At 61.8% G+C, this 21,862-nt stretch carries 19 protein-coding genes; 7 read left to right on the forward strand and 12 right to left on the reverse strand.

Translation table 11 applies throughout. From position 1 onward, the window contains the following. Positions 1 to 53: 53 nt before the first annotated feature. Positions 54 to 668: a hypothetical protein gene (locus tag FHW75_RS05895; RefSeq protein ID WP_025753171.1), complete on the reverse strand. Its 615-nt coding sequence runs from the start codon at positions 666 to 668 to the stop codon at positions 54 to 56. 1,123 nt (positions 669 to 1,791) lie between these two features. On the opposite strand from FHW75_RS05895, the gene FHW75_RS05900 reads away from it, so the two are divergent. Then, on the forward strand, positions 1,792 to 2,934 hold the full coding sequence (locus FHW75_RS05900; RefSeq protein ID WP_332262056.1) for a hypothetical protein: 1,143 nt from the start codon (positions 1,792 to 1,794) through the stop codon (positions 2,932 to 2,934). A 52-nt stretch (positions 2,935 to 2,986) separates the two neighbouring features. Here FHW75_RS05900 and FHW75_RS05905 read toward each other — a convergent pair whose 3' ends face one another. From FHW75_RS05905 to pedF, 9 genes are all read right to left on the reverse strand, one after another. Continuing rightward, entirely contained in the window at positions 2,987 to 4,675 is a 1,689-nt protein-coding gene (locus FHW75_RS05905) for a NahK/ErcS family hybrid sensor histidine kinase/response regulator (protein WP_183673315.1), read from the reverse strand. Then, the gene (ercA, locus tag FHW75_RS05910) at positions 4,659 to 5,822 is read right to left on the reverse strand and encodes an alcohol dehydrogenase-like regulatory protein ErcA (RefSeq protein ID WP_016714295.1); all 1,164 of its coding nucleotides are present in this window, start codon (positions 5,820 to 5,822) and stop codon (positions 4,659 to 4,661) included. The genes FHW75_RS05905 and ercA overlap by 17 nt, the downstream gene beginning before the upstream one ends. 144 nt (positions 5,823 to 5,966) lie before the next feature. After that, positions 5,967 to 6,038: a pyrroloquinoline quinone precursor peptide PqqA gene (gene pqqA / locus FHW75_RS05915; protein ID WP_010455123.1), complete on the reverse strand. Its 72-nt coding sequence runs from the start codon at positions 6,036 to 6,038 to the stop codon at positions 5,967 to 5,969. Between the two features lie 229 nt (positions 6,039 to 6,267). Then, positions 6,268 to 7,788: an aldehyde dehydrogenase family protein gene (locus FHW75_RS05920; RefSeq protein WP_019099514.1), complete on the reverse strand. Its 1,521-nt coding sequence runs from the start codon at positions 7,786 to 7,788 to the stop codon at positions 6,268 to 6,270. A 133-nt stretch (positions 7,789 to 7,921) separates the two neighbouring features. Next, entirely contained in the window at positions 7,922 to 9,709 is a 1,788-nt protein-coding gene (gene pedH, locus FHW75_RS05925) for a PQQ-dependent alcohol dehydrogenase PedH (protein ID WP_019099515.1), read from the reverse strand. A gap of 206 nt (positions 9,710 to 9,915) precedes the next feature. Further along, a complete protein-coding gene (locus FHW75_RS05930; RefSeq protein ID WP_183673317.1) occupies positions 9,916 to 10,857 on the reverse strand; it encodes a quinoprotein relay system zinc metallohydrolase 1 in 942 nt (313 codons plus the stop codon). Between the two features lie 39 nt (positions 10,858 to 10,896). Beyond that, the gene (locus tag FHW75_RS05935) at positions 10,897 to 11,658 is read right to left on the reverse strand and encodes a quinoprotein dehydrogenase-associated SoxYZ-like carrier (RefSeq protein WP_183673318.1); all 762 of its coding nucleotides are present in this window, start codon (positions 11,656 to 11,658) and stop codon (positions 10,897 to 10,899) included. 9 nt (positions 11,659 to 11,667) lie between these two features. Beyond that, positions 11,668 to 12,543, reverse strand: a complete 876-nt coding sequence (locus FHW75_RS05940; RefSeq protein ID WP_019099518.1) for an ABC transporter substrate-binding protein — start codon at positions 12,541 to 12,543, stop codon at positions 11,668 to 11,670. A 5-nt stretch (positions 12,544 to 12,548) separates the two neighbouring features. Further along, a complete protein-coding gene (gene pedF / locus FHW75_RS05945; RefSeq protein ID WP_016714301.1) occupies positions 12,549 to 13,010 on the reverse strand; it encodes a cytochrome c-550 PedF in 462 nt (153 codons plus the stop codon). 254 nt (positions 13,011 to 13,264) lie between these two features. Between pedF and exaA the strand changes: the two genes are divergently transcribed. Beyond that, positions 13,265 to 15,160: a quinoprotein ethanol dehydrogenase gene (gene exaA / locus FHW75_RS05950; protein ID WP_183673320.1), complete on the forward strand. Its 1,896-nt coding sequence runs from the start codon at positions 13,265 to 13,267 to the stop codon at positions 15,158 to 15,160. A 66-nt stretch (positions 15,161 to 15,226) separates the two neighbouring features. Further along, positions 15,227 to 15,886: a pentapeptide repeat-containing protein gene (locus FHW75_RS05955; RefSeq protein WP_027609026.1), complete on the forward strand. Its 660-nt coding sequence runs from the start codon at positions 15,227 to 15,229 to the stop codon at positions 15,884 to 15,886. Between the two features lie 94 nt (positions 15,887 to 15,980). Here FHW75_RS05955 and FHW75_RS05960 read toward each other — a convergent pair whose 3' ends face one another. Together FHW75_RS05960 and FHW75_RS05965 are read right to left on the reverse strand one after the other, a co-directional pair. Then, positions 15,981 to 16,565 carry a response regulator transcription factor gene (locus FHW75_RS05960; protein WP_260308761.1) on the reverse strand — a complete coding sequence of 195 codons (585 nt, stop codon included), beginning with the start codon at positions 16,563 to 16,565 and terminating at the stop codon, positions 15,981 to 15,983. 53 nt (positions 16,566 to 16,618) lie between these two features. Further along, positions 16,619 to 17,893 carry a histidine kinase gene (locus tag FHW75_RS05965; protein ID WP_183673322.1) on the reverse strand — a complete coding sequence of 425 codons (1,275 nt, stop codon included), beginning with the start codon at positions 17,891 to 17,893 and terminating at the stop codon, positions 16,619 to 16,621. Positions 17,894 to 18,054: 161 nt separating this feature from the next. On the opposite strand from FHW75_RS05965, the gene FHW75_RS05970 reads away from it, so the two are divergent. The 4 genes from FHW75_RS05970 to FHW75_RS05985 are packed head-to-tail and all read left to right on the forward strand — an operon-like array spanning position 18,055 to position 21,775. Continuing rightward, the gene (locus FHW75_RS05970) at positions 18,055 to 19,233 is read left to right on the forward strand and encodes an ABC transporter substrate-binding protein (protein WP_183673323.1); all 1,179 of its coding nucleotides are present in this window, start codon (positions 18,055 to 18,057) and stop codon (positions 19,231 to 19,233) included. A gap of 30 nt (positions 19,234 to 19,263) precedes the next feature. After that, positions 19,264 to 20,250: a YVTN family beta-propeller repeat protein gene (locus FHW75_RS05975; protein WP_016714307.1), complete on the forward strand. Its 987-nt coding sequence runs from the start codon at positions 19,264 to 19,266 to the stop codon at positions 20,248 to 20,250. Beyond that, positions 20,247 to 20,987 carry an ABC transporter ATP-binding protein gene (locus tag FHW75_RS05980; RefSeq protein ID WP_161751230.1) on the forward strand — a complete coding sequence of 247 codons (741 nt, stop codon included), beginning with the start codon at positions 20,247 to 20,249 and terminating at the stop codon, positions 20,985 to 20,987. The genes FHW75_RS05975 and FHW75_RS05980 overlap by 4 nt, the downstream gene beginning before the upstream one ends. Next, positions 20,984 to 21,775, forward strand: a complete 792-nt coding sequence (locus FHW75_RS05985) for an ABC transporter permease (RefSeq protein ID WP_183673324.1) — start codon at positions 20,984 to 20,986, stop codon at positions 21,773 to 21,775. The genes FHW75_RS05980 and FHW75_RS05985 overlap by 4 nt, the downstream gene beginning before the upstream one ends. Positions 21,776 to 21,862 lie beyond the last annotated feature (87 nt).

Below are 21,862 nucleotides of genomic sequence, written 5' to 3' on the forward strand. Positions count from 1 at the left end.
TTGTAGTAAAGCGCCGCGAACCGGGTTTGCGGTTCGCGGCATTGCTCAGGCGATCAGCACGGTATACCCGCCAGTGGCCAGACAGGCGCTTGCGTCTCTTTGACCTGGCTGCGTTTTCGCGCCCACTGGGTCAGGCCGGCCATCAAGGCAAAGCCCAGCAGGATCATGACCGGGTAGGCCAACAGCAACTCGGTCAGCGAATATTTCCACGCCAGCGGCCGACCGACACCCAACATCGCCGCATACAACCAGGACACGCCCGACAGCGCGCCGGAAAACAACGCGAACATGCGCACGCCGATATTCAGGTCGAGCAAAGAACCTGCCTTGAGCAAGGCCGGCAATACATAGCGATGCAACAACATGCCATTGAACGTCAACAACAGGACAATAATAATCTTGGCATGAAGTTTAGGGTTGGCAAAATAGCTCATGCCCTTCTCAAGATAATCAATACCAATAACAGCAGCGCCTGTGAGCCACAAGAATATCAAGGCATTGGACACAGACGTTTGCAAACGCGCCATATGTTGACCGTCATGCCCGGCCTGTTTATGACCTTTGAGCAAGTCCCTGACCATCTCGGCATCACTGGCAAACACTAGCCCGATGGCGACACAGCAGGCCAGCAAGTGAACATAAATAACCGACAACCGCACCAGCTCCATGGATTCTTTCTGCCCGAACAGGCTAATAATTGTATTAATCTCCACGACGTCTTCTCCACGTAATGCATTAGCGCTAGAGGGCCTTGCAACAGACGTGCGAACGCGTTGATCGCAACGGCAAGGCCCGATTCATATCGTTAATTGAAACAGCGGATTGTTACTTCACACAGTGGCTCAGCCGTTGAACCTCGGCTGGGCATGGTGTTACTCCATTGTTCAGCGGTAAAAAAAATCCCCATATGCATCCCTGCGATGCAAATGAGGTTGAACGTCCATTATTACCTGGGGAATGGGGCGAAGTGCAGTTCTGGAGGAATGCACCTGCTGACTAATAGGAGCCGCCAGCAGCAGAATCGTTCACTTCTCGAACACAACCACCGACCAGCGGTATTTAAGACCACATTGATTAGCACCCTAACTTTTTTGCAAGCTGACCGAATGGAAAGTTTTATTACTACGGGATCCAAAACCCCACAGCAGCTTCTGATCGCTCTGGTTCGCTGCTTGCACTCTACTGACCGTCACCCAGGCTCACTTCTGGAGCCGGGGATCGTGACGAAATTGGCACTCAGTGGCCGGCTTGGGAGACGCGTTTGCCTATGGGCCGAAGAACGTCCAGTCAGGCCTACGTCTGCAACATAGATCACTCACGCTCTGAAAAATCGGATCGGCTGTCACCAACACCTGCGCAAGGCCAAGCACTACAAACCATTAAGAATACTGACAACGTCGCCAAGCGAAAACTGGCATTTTTGTCAGTTGTGCCTGATTCGCGCCGGGGAGTACTTTGTGGTAAAACCACAGGAAACTAGGCCTATGTTCAAGTTATATCTTCCCTTGGGAGCAATGCTGATTGCTGCCTCTCTCAGTGGCTGTTCCAATATAAACAAACAATCAACCAACCAATCAATCAATCAATCAAGACGTCATTCAAGCAGTAGACACAGGATGCGGATCGACTGATACCACCACATTCGAAAGTTATATTTCTGGCAACTGGCAATCTGGCCACCCCGTCCAGAAACTACTGATAACATCAGACCCCCAACCCTATAGGTATTACCGGGACGATGGCAGCAATGACATTGGAGAACCTATCTGGCGAAACACAATGTCAGTCATCATGAACATGATGAACACACAACGCAGCGGCAGCGAGTACTTCCCGCTCATCATCAATGGTGATCTCACAGAGTTCGGCCACGGCAATGAGCGGCGTAGCTTCCGGGAACAGATTGTAAAGGCTGAGGGATCGCAAAAGGGGCCACTCTTCCTGCCCGGGCTCGGAAATCACGACTACGCAAACAATGTGAACGACTGTGCAAACAACGGGTGTGCGCGAGACGCTGTCTGCGACCATATTATCTGGACCAAGACCATCCAGAACAAATCATCGGGTGTCAGTTTCGACCATAGCGTCAAAAAAGAGGGAAATGAAACAGTCCACAGGGGGTCGCTCGCTTACTCTTTCGATATTGGTAACCTCCATGTGGTGCAACTCAACCTTGAACCTACCTACACTGTAAACTTCCACACCGGGGACCCTATCGCTGGCACACGCTTCATCATCAGCAGCTCCATGGCATGGCTTGAAAACGACCTGACGGCTGCGAAAGCGCGTGGCAAATATACGATCGTCAACATGCATAAATACGGCAACTGGAAGGATGACAGTGTTCGCACAGGCAAGTTCGCTGATCTCGTCAAAAACAATAAGGTCGTTGGCATTTTTGCAGGAGACATTCATTTGGATTTAGGGAAAATAGGCGTATTAGGGAAGGTGCCTGTATTCCGAAGCGGCGCCCTGATGAATAAAACCTGGCTAAGGCTTTTATTTGACTGGAACAACCATATTCTTCAAGTCGACAGTTACCAACATGTAACCCACAAAGGAGAGTACAAATACAACATTGATACCTTCGCAGAGTTAACCCCGCCCCCTGCCCGTACAGTCAAGGTCAAACTGTATTCAAACAATAGTTTTGGCGGCACACTTTGCGAGATGGAACTGACGCCCGGGGCGATGAAGACTATATCCAAGCTCTGTCCCGGCTTTCCTCAGCGGGCGGGCGCCTCATTGAAAGTCACGGGCCTTTCAGGGCCACTTTGTCTAACGGTCCCTTACACCTTGAACAACCGATGCTTCAGAGGCACATACTCAGGTACATTTGAAGTACCTAACCTTACTGCTTGGCCAAGCCTTCCTGCAGGTGTCACACACACGCGGGGTGGCATTGATAACGGCTATAAGCAGATCAACTACTGACCCGTCAGCAGAATGCCGAAAGTGCGCTAGATGGCGCGCTTTCGGCAGTGCTCTATTGGTTTAATGACATTGCGGCCTCTCTCAACAACTGACTCAACACTGCCCGCAATTTCCCCGGTTTGACCGGTTTGTTCAGCAACGGCGCGCCCAGTTTCTGCAACGAACGCCGGCACTGGTCGCTGCGGTCTGCGGTAATGATCACCGCCGGTATCGCAACCGCAAAATGCTCACGCAAGTGCTTGACCACCTCGCAGCCCACCACACCATGGTCGAGGTGGTAATCGGCCAGGATCAATTCCGGAGCCCGCCCCTTCAACGCCAGCAAAGCTGCCTCCTGATCGGTTGCAGTGACCACTTCACAGCCCCACTGCCCCAGCAACGCGCCCATGCTCTCGAGGATGCTCACTTCGTTGTCCAGCACCAGCAAGCGACGGCCCGGCAGCGGGTTGCCGGCACTTGGCAGCGGCACAGCCTGGTGAACGGCCAGTGGCACTTCTTTGCCAATCGGTACCTCGATACTGAACATCGAGCCGCGCCCCGGCCATGAACGCACCTCGATCCGGTAACCCAGAATCTTGGCAATCCGTTCAACGATAGCCAGCCCCAGCCCCACCCCTTTGCGATCCGCAGCGCGGCCGACGTCCAATTGGTTGAATTCGAGGAAAATGGCATCCAGCCGATCCGCCGCAATGCCCCGGCCGGTGTCCCACACCTCAAGCCGCAGATGCTCGCCACGGCGCCTGGCCCCCAGCAGAATCCGGCCTTCGTCGGTGTAGCGGCAGGCGTTGCTGAGGAAGTTGCGCAAAATGCGCGTCAGCAACCGCAGGTCGGTGCTGATGGCATGGTCAGCGATGCGCGCGTGCAGCTTCAGGCCTGCCGCGTCAGCCACTGTGCAGAACTCCGAGACCAGCGGCGCAAAGACTTCGTCGAGACGGTACACGGCCACGTCGGGTTTGACCGCTGCCTGGTCGAGCCGGGAAATATCCAGCAGGTCGGTCAGCAGGTCTTCGGCACCTTCCAGGGCCTGGTGCGTACGCTCCACCAGCACATGCTCCGCCTCTGGCAATGGCCGCTCGCGCAAGGTGGAAATCAGCAAGCGGGCGGCGTTCAGCGGTTGCAGCAAATCATGGCTGGCGGCGGCGAGGTATTTGTCCTTGCTGCGGTTGGCGGCTTGCGCGGCATCCCGGGCCTCCAGCAATTCATCGGTACGCGCAGCAACCCGTTGCTCCAGTTCGTCGTTGAGCTGTTGCAAACGCTGCTGGGCCTGCTTGCGTTCGGTGATGTCGGCGACAAAACCTTCCACCAGCCCTTCCTGCCCGGGCTTGAGCAGCAGGTTCATCAGCACATCGAGGTGGCTGCCGTCCTTGCGCCGCAAGCGGGTTTCGTAGCCATGCAGGCTGCGGTCACGGGCGAGGATCGCGGTAATCGCCTGCAATTCTTCGGCACCGCCGTCAAACAGGTGAGCGGCCAGGTCAGTCAGGGAAAACAGCACGGCTTGCGGGTCGTCGTAGCCAAGCATGCGCGCTAACGCCGGGTTGGCGGCCCGCATGCCGTCCTGCAGGCTGGCCTGGAAAATGCCGTGCACGGCGTTTTCGAACAGCCATTTATAGCGGTTGCGTTCGGCCTCCAGTTCGTCCAGGCGGGCAGAAAGCTCCGGATAGTGGCTTTTGCGCGCGGAGTGGTCGCCAAGCCCCAGCAGCCCGGCCAACGCCCGCTGCTGCTCGTCAGAGGGCCTCGCCATAGACCACCTCGACATCACGCTGGCTCGACGCGCGGGGATTGGTGAGAATGCACGGGTCATCCATCGCATGCTGCGACAGGAACGGAATATCAGACGTGCGCACGCCGTGCAGGCCCAGGGTTTCGTGGAAGCCGATGGCGTGCTTCAGGGCGATCAGGTGGTCCACCAGGCGCCCGCAAATCTGCCGGTGGTTGAGGCCACGGCAATCGATGCCGAACACCTCGGCAATCACCTTGAAGCGCTCCGGCGCCGAGCTGTAGTTGAACGCTACCACGTGCTCCACCAGCACGGCGTTGCACAAGCCATGGGGCAGGTCCAAGAAACCGCCAAGGCTGTGCGACATGGCATGCACTGCACCCAGGATCGCGTTGGAAAACGCAAGCCCCGCCTGCATGCTGCCCAGCATGATCTTCTCGCGCAGGGCGATATCGGTGGGGTTGGCGATCATTTCCACCAGGTTGCCATTGATCAGGCGCATGGCTTCCAGCGCGTGGGGGTCGGTCAGCGGGCCATGGCCGGTGGACACGAAGGCTTCGATGGCATGCACCAGCGCATCGATACCGGTACAGGCCGACAGGAACGGGTCCATGCTCAGGGTGGTTTGCGGGTCGATCAGCGATACATCCGGCACCACCGCCTTGCTGACGATGGAGAACTTCATGCGTTCCTGCTGGTTGGAAATGATCACGAACTGCGACACGTCCGCCGAAGTGCCGGCGGTGGTGGGGATCAGGATCAGCGGCGGGCTTGGCACGCGGATCATGTCCACACCTTCGAATTCGAGGATGCTGCGCCCATGGGCAACCACGATGCCGATGGCCTTGCCGCAATCCATCGGGCTGCCGCCACCCACGGCGACGATCACGTCGCAGTGGTTTTGCCGGTAGATCTCGGCGCCGAGCATCACCTCTTCCACCCGTGGGTTGGGCGATACAGCCGTGTACAGGCAGTAGTCGATGCCCTGCGCCTGCAGGCTGGCTTCCACATCCGCCACCCAGCCGGCGGCAATCACGCCGGGGTCGCTGACCACCAGCACCTTGCGGGCGCCGAAGGTTTTGGCGTAATTGGCAACGTTATGCCGGCAACCGGCACCGAAGATGATTTCAGGCGATACAAACTTGCGAAGCGGGCTGAAACTCTGGCTCATCGTGAAGCCTGTTCTTATTGTTCTGGAAGGTAACTGCCAGCGTAAAGCATCCCGCAGCGAAAGCAACCAGACCAAAGCGTGGCACTGGCTCCACCACAGGTAATCAGGAGGAACCGGCCACCGTGGCGATGGCCGGGCGGCACATCAGCGATTGGCGAAATACATCGTCACTTCAAAGCCGATGCGCAGGTCGGTAAAGGCGGGTTTATTCCACATGGGCAATCCTCTTCTTATGCCGGGGGATTCCGGTAGAGGCATTAATGCACGGGGACGGACTGAGCCGAATGCTACTTTGGAAGGAAGTTGCAGGGTGCGTTGGTAGGAGGGAGAAGACACCTGTGCCGACCTATTCGCGGGTAAACCCGCTCCCCCAGGTACCGCACAAGTCTTGAAAATTGTGCAATCCCTGTGGGAGCGGGTTTACCCGTGAAGAACGCGATGCGGTTTAGAAGAAGCCCAACGGATTGATGTCGTAGCTCACCAGCAAGTTCTTGGTCTGCTGATAGTGGTCAAGCATCATCTTGTGGGTCTCACGCCCCACCCCCGACTTCTTGTACCCGCCAAACGCCGCATGCGCCGGGTACAGGTGATAGCAGTTGGTCCACACGCGGCCAGCCTTGATCCCACGGCCCATGCGATAAGCACGGTTGATATCGCGGGTCCACAGGCCGGCACCCAGGCCAAACTCAGTGTCGTTGGCAATCGCCAGCGCTTCGGCTTCATCCTTGAAGGTGGTCACGCCCACCACCGGCCCGAAGATTTCCTCCTGGAACACGCGCATCGCATTGGTGCCCCTGAGCAGGGTCGGCTGGATGTAGTAACCCGTGGCCAGGTCGCCTTGCAGCCGCTCGGCAGCACCACCGGTGAGCAACTGGGCACCCTCTTCCCGGGCGATATCCAGATAAGAGAGGATCTTGTCGTATTGCTGTTCCGAGGCCTGGGCGCCCACCATAGTCTCGGTGTCCAGCGGGTTGCCCCGGGTGATCTTGGCAATTTTCTTCATCACCTCGGCCATGAACGGCTCGTAGATCGACTCCTGGATCAGCGCCCGCGACGGGCAGGTGCACACTTCGCCCTGGTTGAAGAACGCCAGTACCAGGCCTTCGGCGGCCTTTTCGATGAACGCGGGCTCCGCCTGCATGATGTCTTCGAAGAAGATGTTCGGCGACTTGCCGCCCAGTTCGACAGTAGACGGGATGATGTTCTCGGCGGCGCATTTCATGATGTGCGAGCCCACCGGGGTAGAGCCGGTGAAGGCAATCTTGGCAATGCGCTTGCTGGTGGCCAACGCCTCGCCAGCCTCACGGCCAAAGCCCTGGACGATGTTCAGCACGCCGGCCGGCAGCAGGTCGGCTATCAGCTCGGCAAAAATGGTGATCGACAGCGGCGTCTGTTCAGCCGGTTTGAGCACTACGCAGTTGCCGGCAGCCAGGGCCGGGGCAAGCTTCCAGGCCGCCATCAGCAGCGGGAAGTTCCACGGGATGATTTGCCCGACCACGCCTAACGGTTCGTGGAGGTGGTAGGCCACGGTGCCTTCGTTGATCTCGGCCGCACCGCCCTCCTGGGCACGAATGCAGCCGGCGAAATAGCGGAAGTGGTCGGCCGCCAGCGGCACGTCGGCATTGAGCGTTTCGCGCACGGCCTTGCCGTTGTCCCAGCTTTCGGTAACGGCCAGCACTTCCAGGTTCTGCTCGATACGGTCGGCGATTTTCAGCAGCACCAGGGCGCGGTCCTGCACCGAGGTCTTGCCCCAGGCTTCGGCGGCGGCATGCGCAGCGTCCAGCGCCCGATCGATGTCCTGGGCGGTTGAACGCGGGAATTCGGCGATTGGCTGGCCATTAACCGGCGAGCTGTTGGTGAAGTATTGGCCAGCCAACGGCGCCACGAACTCGCCATTGATGAAGTTGCCGTAGCGTGGCTTGAAGGACACGACGGCGCCTGGAGTTCCGGGTTGTGCGTAGATCATGCTGAGCCTCTGTGGGTCGGTGCCTGTCCAGCGACAGGGGATGCAGCGATGGTAAAAAGCCCCGCGTGCCAGGCGAATGCATCGTTGGCAGCGGGGCTCTCCTCATTTGGTAGTAGGCGGCAGGGCCTCGGCCTTAAGGCTTGGCGCTGGCCGTTTGCTGCAACTGCTTGGGCAGCTTGAAGGTCCAGAGCATGCCGCCCTGGTTGAAGTCCTTGACCCGCTTGGCCACTTCGCCACCCCAGAGCGGTACAGCGCCGCCCCAGCCGGACACCACCGAGACGTATTGCTCGCCGTCCATTTCCCAGGTTACCGGCGAGCCAAGCACGCCAGAGCCTGTCTGGAATTCCCAGACCTTGTCACCGGTCTTGGCGTTGAAGGCCTGCAGGAAGCCTTCTGGCGTACCGGTAAACACCAGGTTGCCCTTGGTGGTCAGCACCCCACCCCACAGCGGCGCGTAGTTCTTGTGGCGCCACACTTCCTTGCCGCTGATCGGGTCGATGGCACGCAGCACGCCAATGTAGTCTTCGTTGAGCGGCTTGATGGTGAAGCCGGCACCGAGGAACGCCGCGCCCTTCTTGTAGGCAATGCCTTCGTTCCAGATGTCCATGCCCCACTCGTTGGACGGCACGTAGAACAACCCGGTGTCTTTGTTGTAGGCCATCGGCATCCAGTTCTTGGCACCGAGGAAGGCCGGCGCGACGAATACCGAGCTGCCCTTGGCCTCGCTACCCGGTGCGCCCGGACGGCTGGCTTCGTTGTAGATAGGGCGCCCGTCCTTGTCCAGGCCGGTGGCCCAGGTGATCTTGTCGACGAAGGGGAAGCCACGGATGAATTTGCCGTTGGTGCGGTCCAGCACGTAGAAGAAGCCGTTACGGTCGGCGGTGGCCGCGGCCTTGATCTCTTTGCCGCCGTCCTTGTAGTTGAACGAGATCAGCTCGTTGACGCCGTCGAAGTCCCAGCCGTCATGCGGCGTGCTCTGGAAGTGCCACTTGATGGTGCCGTCGTCCGGGTTCAGCGCCAGGCGCGACGAGGAATACAGGTTGTCGCCAGGGCGCAGGTGCGAGTTCCATGGTGCCGGGTTGCCGGTACCAAACAGGATCAGGTTGGTTTCCGGGTCGTAGTAACCGCCCAGCCAGGGCGCAGCGCCGCCGGTCTTCCACAGGTCGCCTGGCCAGGTCTTGCCCGCCTCACCGCCGGAGATACCGTTCTCGATGGCCTTGCCGTCTTTGTACACGTAGCCCATGTGCCCTTCCACGGTAGGGCGCATCCACAGCAGCTCGCCGTTCTCCGGGTTGTAGGCCTGGATCTTGCCCACAACGCCAAACTCGCCACCGGCCACGCCAGTGATCAACTTGCCGTTGACGATCATGGGCGCGGCACTGATGGAATAGCCTTCCTTGTGGTCGGCCACCTTCTTGCTCCACACCACCTTGCCGGTGTCCTTGTTCAAGGCCACCAGCTTGGCGTCCAGCGTGCCGAAGAACACCAGGTCGCCGTACAGTGCCACGCCCCGGTTGATCACGTCGCAGCACGGGCGAATGTCATCCGGCAGGCGCGCATCGTATTGCCACAGTTTCTTGCCAGTGCGGGCGTCCACGGCAAACACCCGCGAGTAGGAGCCGGTCAGGTACATCACCCCGTCCTTGATCAGCGGCTGGGCCTGCTGGCCGCGCTGCTTCTCACCACCAAAGGAAAACGCCCAGACTGGCCGCAGTTCCTTGACGTTATTGGCGTTCAGCAGGTCCAGCGGACTGTAGCGCTGGCCCTGCACGCCTAGGCCATTGGTCACGATCTGCTGCGGGTTCTTCGGGTCCTGAAGAATTTCTTCGTTGCTGACAGCGGCGTGGGCCGCGCCAGCAAGCAGCATGGCGCTGAACACCAGGCTCACGGCGAACAAGGGGCGACGCGGGGATCGGGTCATGACGGCTACCTTTGGTTTTTTTGTTGTATCCGGGAAAATTTCCCGGTGTGCCGGGAATTCTTGGTCCCGACCCGGTTGCCAACAATTGCCCGCAGTGCGGAGATTTCTAGTTCCTTGGTATAGGCTTGGGATTTGTGTGGACGCGCGCATCGAGCGCCCCCGCGCGGCGCTCGATCTCACAGGCGCAAAAAATGTCGTGGCAAGCCCTAAAAATCCCCGCTGTCCCGATCGACGCGCCGCAGCTGCTGGCGTTCGTAGCGAGGGTACAGGTGGCTGACACTGCGAATCAGCTCGTAACGGGTCAGGCTGATACCGGCAAACCGCTCGGGTATCGTGCTGCGAATCATCTCGGCCATGTCATCGCCACGCGCCGCGCCGTCACGCATCAACCCATCCAGCCAGCCCAGGTAGTCGCGCATCTGCACAAAGGGCCGGGCATCGCTGGCAACCGGACCATGCCCGGGTACCAGCTGCTTCCAGGGCAGCGCTTGCAGGGTGTCCAGGTCCTTCAGCCACACCTCCAGCCCCGGGCTGTTGGGCGTGGTCAGGGCACGTTCGTAGAACACCAGGTCGCCGGCGAATAGCACGCCGGTCTTTTCATCCAGAATCGCCAGGTCGGCACCGGTATGCCCGCCCAGGGCCAGCAGACGCAACCGGTGCCCGCCGACCTCGTGGATACCCGCCTCCAGCACACGGGTTGGCAGCACGACTTCGGTGCCGCGCATCCAGTCGCCGACCAGGCGGTACATGTTCTCGGCCATGGCATCGCCTTGCTGGCGCAACAAATCACCAGTACCCGCCAAGGCCCCGATAGGCACATCGGTGAAGGCCTGGTTGCCCAGCACATGGTCGGGGTGATGATGGGTCAGCAGCACCTCCAGCACCGGTTTGTCGGTGGTGGCGGCAATGGCCTGGCGCAAGGCTTCGCCGTAGCGTTTTGACGGCCCGCTGTCGATCACCACCACCCCGCTGTCGGTGACGATGAACGCGGTGTTGACGATATTGCCGCCGTTGCTCCTGGCGAAATTGTCGGTGCTGCCTTCCAATAGCCAGGTATCTGCGGCTATTTGCCGAGGTACAAGCCGATAGTCAAGGTCAGCCCAGGCCGGCAGGCCCAGGCACAGCAACAACAACGCTATCCAACGCATACAGGCGCCTCTGGTCACGGGTGAAGTCGGGCAAAAGGGTCAGGGCACCGCCGCCTCGAACTGGTTGCCACTGTTGTCCTGCAGCACCAGCCGGGTCGGCCCAGGGCCCTGGATGTCGAACCCGAGGTTGGGGTTTTCGCTGACGGCCGGGTACAGCTCGAGGTGGGCCAGGCGTTGGCCGTTCGCATCTTGCAACTCGGCCTGGTTGAGGAAGAACTCGGGAACGCCGCTGACCAGGCCGTTATCCATCGGGTGAGCCACCTGCAGGCGCAAGCGGCTGCTGTCGCCACGCGGGTAGCGCCCGCCCAGCACCTCGCCGAGGTGCTCCTCCCAGCCCGGTTGCGTGCGCACCACACTGGGTGCGGTGCAGCCACCGCCAGCGGCGTCGATCAGGGTCGAGCCCACATGCCACAGGCCGTCGCGCGTCTGCACCGCGGCGCGCAGCGGCGTGGCCTGTTCGATGCGGATGCGGATCGACAACCAGGGCAGCACGCGCTCGCCGGGCTGGAAATCGACAATACGCGGCAAGGGGTTCAGCTCCGCCCAGGCGATGATACGTACCACATCGCCAGATAACGCCCGGGCATCGATCTCCAGCGGCACCTGGCGCGCGTCCTCGGCAAACGGCGGCGCCAGCAGCTTGACCCGGTCGTCGAAGACGAACGCGGCCTGTCCCAGTAACTGCTTGTGGTAGAAGTCCCACATTACCGAGGGTACCGGGTCTGTCTGGGTCCCTTGCGTGGCCGCCAGGGCCGCACAAGGCATCCAGCAGGCCAGCAAAAAAGTCGCTCGCCAGTTCATGGCCTGCTCCTATTGATACATCTCCGGGACCTCGTAACGCAGGCCGTAAGCGGCATACATGGCCTTGAGCCGGCCATCACGAATCATCGCTTCGAGGGCTTCTTCCACGGCATAGGCCAACTGGCGGTTGCTTTCATGAACCGCCATGCCAATCTCCCAGGCCTGCTTGCCCAGGTTGGGGTAGGCGTTTTCCGCCAGCGCCAGTTGCGGGTCGGCAGCCTGGTGCAACTGCCAGTCAACCTCGCCGCGCATGGCCATCACCGCGTCCACCTGCCCGGCCTGCATCGCGGCGAATGCCTGTTGCACACCGGGGTAATGATGGGTTTTGGCACTGAGCATGCCGTTGAATACCGACGTCAGGTAGAACGACGGCACGCTGTCCACTTCGACCCCGATGGGGTGCTGCTGGAACACTGCCACACTGGCCACCGAGGCCAGTCGACGGCGGTCGTACGCGACTTGCCAGCGCTCTGCCTGATACGGGCCGAACATCACCACCTGGCCGTTTTCCAGCTCGCCCACGTCGTTGCGCTTCTGTGCATAGTCGTGGTCATAAGGCACCCGCATCATCAGGTCGGCCAACTGCTGGTGGCGCAGCGGGCTGCCGCGCCAGATATAGTCGCGCAGGTCATCGTCGAGCTTTTCCCCGGGCGGCGCCCAGATAAGATGCAGGCGCACCCCCATGGCCGTGGCCAGAGCCTGCGCCAGCTCCACATCGACACCGCGGGGCTTGCCGTGGTCCTCGAAACTGTAGGGGGCAAAATCCTTGTACACCGCCACCTTCAACTCGCCGGCAGCGATGATCGCGTCATAGTTGCGCACCTGCGCCTGGGCCGCTGCGCAACACAGCAGCAGGCCACTCAACAGCACCGCCCACAGACGCATGGCCGTCACTCCTCGACGTGCACACTGTCCAGATAGGTACGTACCGCCCACAAGGCTTCCTGGCTCAGGTAGTCGGCCATTTTCGGCATATACACGCGGCCGTCGCGAACCGCGCCATGGCGTACCCGCTCGACGAACCACTCATCGCCCGCCTCACCCGCATCGAGCATGCGCAGGTCGGGGGCAATCCCCCCGGATTTGGCTTCAAGGCCATGGCAGGCGGCGCAGTTCTGGTTGTAGGCAGAGGCACCGATTTCCACGGCCTTGTCGTGCTCCGGCGACGTACGGTACGGGTTGACCGCCGCCCAGCCGTCGCCGTCCAGGCTTACGCCAGCGTCCTTGATCGGGGTCAGGCCCTTGGTCTCTACCGCCTGGGGCACCACGTTGCCATGAGCCCAGGCCGTACCGCTCAGCACAGCCGCAGCCAGCAGCCCCGTAGCCAGCAACACATTGCGTTTTGTTGTCATTGTTATGCCCTCACCATTGCACGCAAAGCCTCAACCACAGAGGCCGTGCCGCCATCTTAAAAACAGCCCGCAGGCGGCCGAATGCTGCTTTGGTGGCCGGGCCTTACTCCCTTGGTAGTAGGGCTTGTGGTGAAGGGCCAATTGAGGTGCCGCTCGGGAACTCTTCCCGGCAAAGGCGGGATATTTTCCGTATCCGCCCAAGGCTGCCTCGCCGCACCCTGTGCAGGCCAAAACCTCCACAGGGAACTGCAACCATGACAACAAGAACGCTACCCGCCCTCTCCCCTCTGGCCCTCAGCGTGCGGGCCCTGCTGCTGGCCGGTAGCCTGGCCCTGAGCAACGCGGCCATCGCGGCCACTCCCCCAGCGGCACCTGCCGGCAAGAACGTGACCTGGGAAGACATCGCCAACGACCACCTGACCACCAAGGACGTACTGCAATATGGCATGGGCACCAATGCCCAACGCTGGAGCCCGTTGGCCCAGGTCAACGACAAGAACGTATTCAAGCTCACCCCGGCCTGGTCCTATTCCTTCGGTGACGAGAAGCAGCGCGGCCAGGAATCCCAGGCCATCGTCAGTGACGGCGTGGTCTACGTCACCGGCTCTTACTCGCGGGTATTCGCCCTGGATGCCAAGACCGGCAAACGCCTGTGGACCTACAACCACCGGCTGCCCGACAACATTCGCCCGTGCTGCGACGTGGTCAACCGCGGGGCGGCGATCTACGGCGACAAGATCTACTTCGGCACCCTGGACGCGCGGGTCATCGCCCTGGACAAGCACACCGGCAAGGTGGTGTGGAACAAGAAGTTCGGCGACCACAGCGCCGGCTACACCATGACCGGCGCCCCGGTGCTGATCAAGGACAAGACCAGCGGCAAGGTGCTGCTGATCCATGGCAGCTCCGGCGATGAGTTCGGCGTGGTTGGCCAGCTGTTCGCCCGCGACCCGGAAACGGGTGAAGAAGTGTGGATGCGGCCCTTCGTCGAAGGCCACATGGGCCGCCTGAACGGCAAGGACAGTACCCCGACCGGCGATGTGAAGGCGCCGTCCTGGCCAGATGACCCAACCACCGAAACCGGCAAGGTCGAAGCCTGGAGCCACGGCGGCGGCGCCCCTTGGCAAAGTGCAAGCTTCGATGCCGAGACCAACACCATCATCGTCGGCGCTGGTAACCCCGGCCCCTGGAACACTTGGGCACGCACCTCCAAGGATGGCAACCCCCACGACTACGACAGCCTCTATACCTCGGGCCAGGTCGGCGTCGACCCGAGCACCGGCGAGGTGAAGTGGTTCTACCAGCACACGCCGAACGATGCCTGGGACTTCTCTGGCAACAACGAGCTGGTGCTGTTCGACTACAAGGACAAAGACGGCAAGGTGGTCAAGGCCACCGCCCACGCCGACCGCAACGGCTTCTTCTACGTGGTCGACCGCAACAACGGCAAGCTGCAGAATGCCTTCCCGTTCGTGGACAACATCACCTGGGCCAGCCACATCGACCTGAAAACCGGTCGCCCGGTAGAAAACCCTGGCCAGCGCCCGGCCAAGCCGCTGCCGGGTGAAACCAAGGGAAAACCGGTGGAAGTGTCACCGCCGTTCCTCGGTGGCAAGAACTGGAACCCCATGGCCTACAGCCAGGACACCGGCCTGTTCTACATCCCCGGCAACCAGTGGAAGGAGGAGTACTGGACCGAGGAAGTGAACTACAAGAAAGGCTCGGCGTACCTGGGCATGGGCTTCCGCATCAAGCGCATGTACGACGACCACGTCGGTACCCTGCGGGCCATGGACCCGACCACCGGCAACCTGGTGTGGGAACACAAGGAGCACCTGCCGCTATGGGCCGGCGTACTGGCCACCAAAGGCAACCTGGTGTTCACCGGCACCGGTGACGGCTTCTTCAAGGCCTTTGACGCCAAGACGGGCAAAGAGCTGTGGAAGTTCCAGACCGGCAGCGGCATCGTTTCGCCGCCCATCACCTGGGAGCAGGACGGCGAACAGTTCATCGGCGTGACCGTGGGCTACGGCGGCGCCGTGCCGTTATGGGGCGGAGACATGGCTGAGCTGACCAAGCCGGTGGCCCAGGGTGGTTCGTTCTGGGTGTTCAAGATCCCGAGTTGGGACAACAAGACCGCGCAGCGTTGATCGCCAGCGGGGAGCGGGCCAACCCCCTCCCCGCTTTTGTTCATCTTCCGCCAGGAGCCTTTCACCATGAACTACCTGCCATTTGCCTTGCTGTTGGTACTGTCACCCGCCATGGCGGTGAGTGCCGACGACGATGGCAACGATGCCCCCCTGACCGTCAACGGTTGCGTGATTGCCGAAGCCAGCCAGTGCCCGGGGGCCAACCTTCGCGGCGCCAACCTGGCCAACCAGGACCTGCGCAAGATGAACCTGGCCGGCGCCGACCTGCGTGAGGCCGACCTGCGCCATGCCCGGCTGGACCTGGCCAACCTGGAAAAGGCCCGCCTGCAAGGCGCCAACCTGACCCGCGCCAGCCTGCAGCAAAGCAACCTGCGCCTGGCTGACCTGAGTAATAGCAAGTTGGTCGCCATTCAAGGCTGGGGCATGTTCGCCCAAGGCGCGCAGTTCGAGAAAGCCGACCTCGGCGCGGCCTACTTGCAGTTCGCCCGGCTGTCAGGGGCAAAGATGCACCACGCCAACCTGCAGGCCGCAGACCTGGAAATGGCCTGGCTGAGCAAGACGGACCTGCAAGAGGCCAACCTGGGGGACGCTAATCTGCAAGAAGCCAAATTTGGCCAGAGCAACCTGGAACGCGCCGATTTGCGCGGGGCGCGGCAGCATTACGGGAACTTTCAGGAGGCCAACATGGAGGGGTGCAAGGGGTGCCCAGAGACTTGGGATAATTGAGCGAAGGGTTCGCCGTGGCATCTTCAGCGCCTGTGAGACCCAGCGCCGCGCGGGCGGCGCTGGGTCTCACAGGCGCCGCATCCCGCACGTCGAATCACCCCGCCACCCTCACCACCCCCAGATCAATCCCCAGATGCACCAGCTCGGCATGCGAGCTGACCTGCAACTTGCTCTTGAGCAAGGTCAAATGATTGGACACGGTCTTGGCGCTGATACACAACTGCTCGGCAATCACCCGCGCCGGGGTGCCTTTGGCCAGCATCGTGAAAATCTCCAACTCACGCTGGGTCATGCGCTGCAAACGCGGGTCATTGGCGTTTTGTGGTGAAGTGCAAGCCAACTGGGTAGCCAAAGGCTGCTCGATGTAGGCATGCCCGGCCAACACCCGCTGCACCGCCTCGATCAACACCTCGGGCGCCGAGTTTTTGGTCAGGTAACCCAAGGCCCCGGCTTCAAGCGCCTGGCGCACCAGCGGCAGCTCATCATGCATGCTGAAAAACAGCACCCGCAACTGGGGCAGGCGCTGGCGCAGGCGGCGGGTGGTTTCAAGGCCGCTAATGCCAGGCAGGCCAAAATCCATGATCACCAGATTAGGCACTTGCTCCTGAACCCGGGCCAAGGCCTCTTCGCCACTGGCAGCCTCTCGTACTTCCATCGTGGGCAACACCGCCCGCAGCAGGCTGGCATAGCCCTAGCGGACCACGGCATGGTCATCGACCAATACAATATTCATCACACCTCCAAGGGAATATTCACAGCCAGTGCCCAGCCAACCCCGGGGCGGCTGAAAATGCGCAGTTCGCCCCCCAGGCTACGGGCGCGTTCGGCCATCGAATGCAAGCCTACGCCGGGCCGTTGCGGCTGATGGGCTCCGCAGCCATTGTCGCGAATCAGCAGGCGCAGGCCCTTGGTACTGCGTTGCAGGCGTACCCGCACCTGGCTGGCACCGGCATGCCGGGCGACATTGGTCAGCGCCTCTTGCAGCAACCGGTACAGGTGCGTGCGGCTCGCCCCGGGCAGCGTTGGCAGGTGCCCGCCAACCCGCAAACGGCATTCAATGCCCTGGCTGGCCTGCCACTGGTTGACGAGCAGGTCGAAGGCTTCAGCCAGCGGCATGTGTTGCAACGCGACCGGATACAGGTCACGTACCAACGCACGAAAGCCCTGTTGCAGGCGTTCGCAATTGAGTGCCAGGGCTTGCGCAGTCTGCTCCACCACGGTCGGCTGGTCGGCCACCATGCGCAACAGGCACACCTGGGCACGGATACCTGCCAGGTATTGGCCAAGGTCGTCGTGCAGCGTCTGCGCCAGGTGGGTGCGTTCCTGCTCCTGCACCGCCAGCAGGGCCTGCGTCAGTTGCGTATTGTCGGCCTGAGTCTGCTCCAGGGTGGCGGCCATGCGGTTGAAGTGTTCCGCCAGCTGACGGGCCTCCGGCAGGCCGGCCTCGCGCAGGCGGGCCGTCAACTGCCCGCCCGAGACCTGACGCAAGGCTTGCAGCAGCTCATCCAGCAAACCGATGCCCCGCCGTACCGCCCAGCGGATGGTCAACAGGCTCAATAGCAACGCCAGGCCGAACAAGCCGAGCAGTTGCTGCAAGGCATCCCAGACTTCGTCGATCTCATCACGCGCATCTACAGCGATCAGCACCCGCGCCCCGTCATTCAGGTCCAGCAGCCGGCTGCTACTGTGCCGCTCACCCAACAGCTGGCGGCCCAGCCAGGCATCCAGGCCGCTCTGCGGCGGTAGCTGCGGTGCTTCCCCCGCCGCCAGCCAGTGTACCCGCACATGGCGCAGGCTCTGGGTCAGCCGGGGTTGCAGGCTTGCCGGGTCACGTTCGGCGGTGTCGCCGAGGTAAGCCACCACGGCTTCGGCAGACTGCAACTCACGCTCGACATCAGCCACCGCCTGGTGCAACAGCACGCCGGCACAGGCCAGCGTCACCAGTGCGAAGCAGCACGTGACCCAGAGGTTGATCCGCCACAGGGCCGACAGGTTGACAGGGCGCACAGACGATTCTCCTTGGGCGTTGTAGCCCATCGTGTTTCCCATCGTAAAGCCGCAGCACCTACGCCGAATTACTACCTTGGTACCGGCCGGGCGCTACTTTCTGCATATTTCCCCCTCCCGGTGGGCTTCCTATGCTGGCGCCATCTGCCGTGGAGTATGTTATGCGCCAGCCTGCCCCTCTTGCCCTGACCTGCCTGCTGGCCCTGGCCGCAGCGCTGTGCGCACCGCTGGCACCCGCCGAAGAACCCTTGCAGGTACACATCGGCTACCTGAGCTATCGCCCCGACCCAGGCCCGTTGTTGTCCAACATCATCCCCGAACCTGCCGATGCCGGGGTGCAAGGCGCGGAACTGGCGATTATCGACAGCAACAGCACGGGGCGCTTCCTGAACCAGCGATTCCAACTGACCAAGGCCACGGCCGACAGCCCCGAAGCCTTGCTGCAGGCGGCCAACGCCCAGCACGACCAGGGCCTGCGGCTGTTCGTGGTAAATGCCCCGGCCGCCAGCCTGCGCGCCTTGTCTGCCGCCCTGCCCGACAGCCTGCTGTTCAATGCCGGCAGCCCCGACGACAGCTTGCGCAGCAGCCAGTGCCTGGGCAATGTGCTGCACAGCCTGCCGAGCCGGGCCATGCTGGCCGACGCCCTGGTGCAGTTCATGGTATTGCGCAAATGGCAGCGGGCACTGTTGGTGGTCGGCCAGACCGAAGACGACCAGGCGTACGCCGCCGCCCTGCGCAGGGCGATGAAGCGCTTTGGTATGCAGCTGGTTGCAGAAAAAGCCTGGACCTTCGACAACGACCAGCGCCGCAGCGCCCAGGCCGACATGCCGCTGTTCACGCAAACCGCCGAATACGACGTGGTGCTTGTGGCGGACGAACGCGGCGACTTCGGCGAGTACCTGCCCTACCAGACCTGGTACCCGCGCCCGGTGGCAGGCACCCAAGGGCTGACCCCCACCGGCTGGCACAAGACCGTGGAAACCTTCGGCGCCGCGCAGCTGCAAAAACGCTTCGAAGCCCAGGCCGGGCGCTGGATGAACGACCGCGATTTCGCCGCCTGGATGGCCGTGCGCAGCGTCGCCAGTGCAGTCAGCAAACTGCGCCAGACCGAACCACGTGCGTTGCAGCAACTGCTGCTCAGCGAACAGTTGCAGCTAGACGGGTTCAAGGGCCGCAAGCTCAGCTACCGCCCGTGGAACGGCGAACTGCGCCAGCCAATCCCGCTGGTACAGCCGCGCGCCCTGGTCAGCACCTCACCGCAGGAAGGTTTCCTGCACCCCTTCAACGAAATGGACAGCCTGGGCTACGACAAGCCCGAAGTGACCTGCAGCTACCCCTGACCCGATCACCACAACAATAAGGAATTCGCCATGCGCCGCCTCTTTCACAGGGCCCTGCTTTGCCCCAGCCTGCTATCGGCCGCCTTGGCACTGGCCAGCGGGCACACCATGGCTGCCACTGCCTGGGTCTCCAACGAGAAGGACAACAGCCTCAGCCTGATCGACATGCAAACGCTTGAAGTCACCGACACCTTGCCGGTCGGCCAGCGCCCGCGCGGCCTGCTGCTGTCCCACGACAACAAACTGCTATACATCTGCGCCAGCGATTCGGACCGGGTGCAGGTGATGGACGTGGCCACCCGCACGATCATCAAGGAGCTGCCCTCCGGCAAGGACCCCGAGCAGTTCGCCCTGCACCCCAACGACCGCTGGCTGTACGTGTCCAACGAGGACGACGCGCTGGTGACAGTGATCGACACCGTCACCGACAAGGTGCTGGGGCAGATCGACGTTGGCATCGAACCCGAAGGCATGGCGGTCAGCCCTGACGGCAAATGGGCAGTCAACACCAGCGAAACCACCAACATGCTGCACTGGATCGACACCAGCACCCAGACCTTGGCCGACAGCACCTTGGTCGATCAGCGGCCACGCTTCGTTGAGTTCAACAAGGACGGCTCGCGGCTGTGGGCATCGGCGGAAATCGGCGGCACGGTGACCATTCTCGACGTGGCCACGCGCCAGGTACTCAAAACCCTGAACTTCCAGATCAAGGGCGTACACCCGGACAAGGTCCAGCCGGTGGGCATCAAGCTCAGCGCCGATGGCAAGTACGCCTTCGTCGCCCTGGGCCCGGCCAACCATGTGGCGGTGATCGATGCCAACACCTACGAGGTGCTCGACTACCTGCTGGTCGGGCGGCGTGTCTGGCAGCTGGCGTTCACCCCGGACCAGAGCCAGTTGCTGGCCACCAACGGCGTCAGCGGCGATGTCTCGGTCATCGATGCAAAAAACCTCAAAGTGCTCAAGTCGGTGAAGGTCGGGCGCTACCCCTGGGGTGTGGTGGTCACACCATGAACGCCCTCGACGTCAGTGATGTAAGCTTTGCCTATGGCCAGCGCGCAGCACTCAAACAGGTCGGGTTCAGCCTGGCGCCAGGGCAATTCGCCGCATTGCTGGGCCCCAACGGGGCCGGCAAATCGACACTTATCGCCCTGCTTACGCGCCTGTACGACCTGCAGCACGGCGACATCCGCGTAGGCGGCTGCTCGCTGCGCAATGCCGCACGCCCGGCCTTGCGCCAGCTGGGCGTGGTGTTTCAGCAAAGCACCCTCGACCTGGACCTGACCGTTGAACAGAACTTGCGCTACCACGCGGCGCTGCATGGCCTGTCGCGGCGCCAGAGCAGCCAACGGGTCGACGCCGAACTGGCCCGTCAAGGCCTGGGCGAACGTCGGCATGAGCGTGTTCGTGCGCTGAATATCGGCCATCGGCGCCGGGTGGAGATTGCACGCGCCCTGCTGCACGAACCACGCCTGCTACTGCTTGACGAAGCCAGTGTCGGCCTCGACCCGGCCAGCCGCCTGGCCCTCAACCAGCACGTGCGGCGGCTGTGCCGCGAGCAGCAGCTCAGCGTGCTGTGGACCACCCACCTGCTGGACGAGGTCCAGCCCAGCGATGACCTGCTGATTCTGCATCAAGGCCGCCTGGTAGCACGCGGTACCGCCGACGCCCTGAGCCTGGAGCACGGTGGCGACCTCGACAATGCCTTTGCCCGGCTGACCAGCGCGCCCTCAGGAGCCAATGCCCAATGAACGCTTACTGGCAATGTTTCAACGGCATCATGCTGCGCGAATGGCTACGCTTCGTGATGCAGCGCACGCGCCTGCTCAGTGCGCTGGTGCGTCCGCTGCTGTGGTTGCTGGTGTTCGCCGCCGGGTTTCGTGCGGCCCTGGGCATTGCCATCATCGAGCCCTACGACACCTACATTCCCTATGAGGTGTACATCATCCCGGGCCTGGCCTGCATGATCTTGCTGTTCAATGGCATGCAGGGCTCGCTGTCGATGGTGTATGACCGGGAGATGGGCAGCATGCGCGTGCTGCTGACCAGCCCGTTGCCACGGCCGTTCCTGCTGGGCAGCAAGCTGTTGGCGACCGCGTTGATTTCCCTGCTGCAGGTGTATGCCTTCCTCGCCATCGCCTGGCTGTACGGCGTACAGCCGCCAGCGGCGGGCCTGCTGCTGGCGCTGCCGGCAATACTGCTGGTAGCGTTGATGCTCAGTGCCCTGGGGCTGCTGCTGTCGAACGCGATCCGCCAGCTGGAGAACTTTGCCGGGGTGATGAACTTCGTGATCTTCCCGCTGTTTTTCCTGTCTTCGGCGTTGTACCCGCTGTGGAAGATGCGCGAGGCCAGCCAGTGGCTGTACTGGCTGTGTGCGGTGAACCCGTTCACCCAAGCCGTGGAGCTGGTGCGGTTCGCCCTGTATGAGCGGTTGAACCTGCTGGCACTGGCTGTATGCCTTGGCTTGACCGTGCTGTTCACCCTGCTGGCGATACTCACTTTCAACCCTCAGCATGCCGCGCTGCGCAAGCCGCGCTGAAGCCTCCTGCCTGGGGCTGCTTTATGGCCCCATCTTCCTGAGCAGTGCCTACTACTTTAGTACTGCCTTTGCTGTCTGATCGTCGCA

Source organism: Pseudomonas sp. OG7 (assembly GCF_014192825.1).
GTDB lineage: Bacteria > Pseudomonadota > Gammaproteobacteria > Pseudomonadales > Pseudomonadaceae > Aquipseudomonas > Aquipseudomonas monteilii.

Bases quoted from the DNA above. Each gene is read 5' to 3' on its own strand.
- FHW75_RS05895 (WP_025753171.1), bottom strand. From the start codon at position 668: ATGGAGCTGGTGCGGTTGTCGGTTATTTATGTTCACTTGCTGGCCTGC.
- FHW75_RS05900 (WP_332262056.1), top strand. From the start codon at position 1,792: ATGAACATGATGAACACACAACGCAGCGGCAGCGAGTACTTCCCGCTC.
- FHW75_RS05905 (WP_183673315.1), bottom strand. From the start codon at position 4,675: ATGGCGAGGCCCTCTGACGAGCAGCAGCGGGCGTTGGCCGGGCTGCTG.
- ercA (WP_016714295.1), bottom strand. From the start codon at position 5,822: ATGAGCCAGAGTTTCAGCCCGCTTCGCAAGTTTGTATCGCCTGAAATC.
- FHW75_RS05920 (WP_019099514.1), bottom strand. From the start codon at position 7,788: ATGATCTACGCACAACCCGGAACTCCAGGCGCCGTCGTGTCCTTCAAG.
- pedH (WP_019099515.1), bottom strand. From the start codon at position 9,709: ATGACCCGATCCCCGCGTCGCCCCTTGTTCGCCGTGAGCCTGGTGTTC.
- FHW75_RS05930 (WP_183673317.1), bottom strand. From the start codon at position 10,857: ATGCGTTGGATAGCGTTGTTGTTGCTGTGCCTGGGCCTGCCGGCCTGG.
- FHW75_RS05935 (WP_183673318.1), bottom strand. From the start codon at position 11,658: ATGAACTGGCGAGCGACTTTTTTGCTGGCCTGCTGGATGCCTTGTGCG.
- FHW75_RS05940 (WP_019099518.1), bottom strand. From the start codon at position 12,543: ATGCGTCTGTGGGCGGTGCTGTTGAGTGGCCTGCTGCTGTGTTGCGCA.
- pedF (WP_016714301.1), bottom strand. From the start codon at position 13,010: ATGACAACAAAACGCAATGTGTTGCTGGCTACGGGGCTGCTGGCTGCG.
- exaA (WP_183673320.1), top strand. From the start codon at position 13,265: ATGACAACAAGAACGCTACCCGCCCTCTCCCCTCTGGCCCTCAGCGTG.
- FHW75_RS05955 (WP_027609026.1), top strand. From the start codon at position 15,227: ATGAACTACCTGCCATTTGCCTTGCTGTTGGTACTGTCACCCGCCATG.
- FHW75_RS05970 (WP_183673323.1), top strand. From the start codon at position 18,055: ATGCGCCAGCCTGCCCCTCTTGCCCTGACCTGCCTGCTGGCCCTGGCC.
- FHW75_RS05975 (WP_016714307.1), top strand. From the start codon at position 19,264: ATGCGCCGCCTCTTTCACAGGGCCCTGCTTTGCCCCAGCCTGCTATCG.
- FHW75_RS05980 (WP_161751230.1), top strand. From the start codon at position 20,247: ATGAACGCCCTCGACGTCAGTGATGTAAGCTTTGCCTATGGCCAGCGC.
- FHW75_RS05985 (WP_183673324.1), top strand. From the start codon at position 20,984: ATGAACGCTTACTGGCAATGTTTCAACGGCATCATGCTGCGCGAATGG.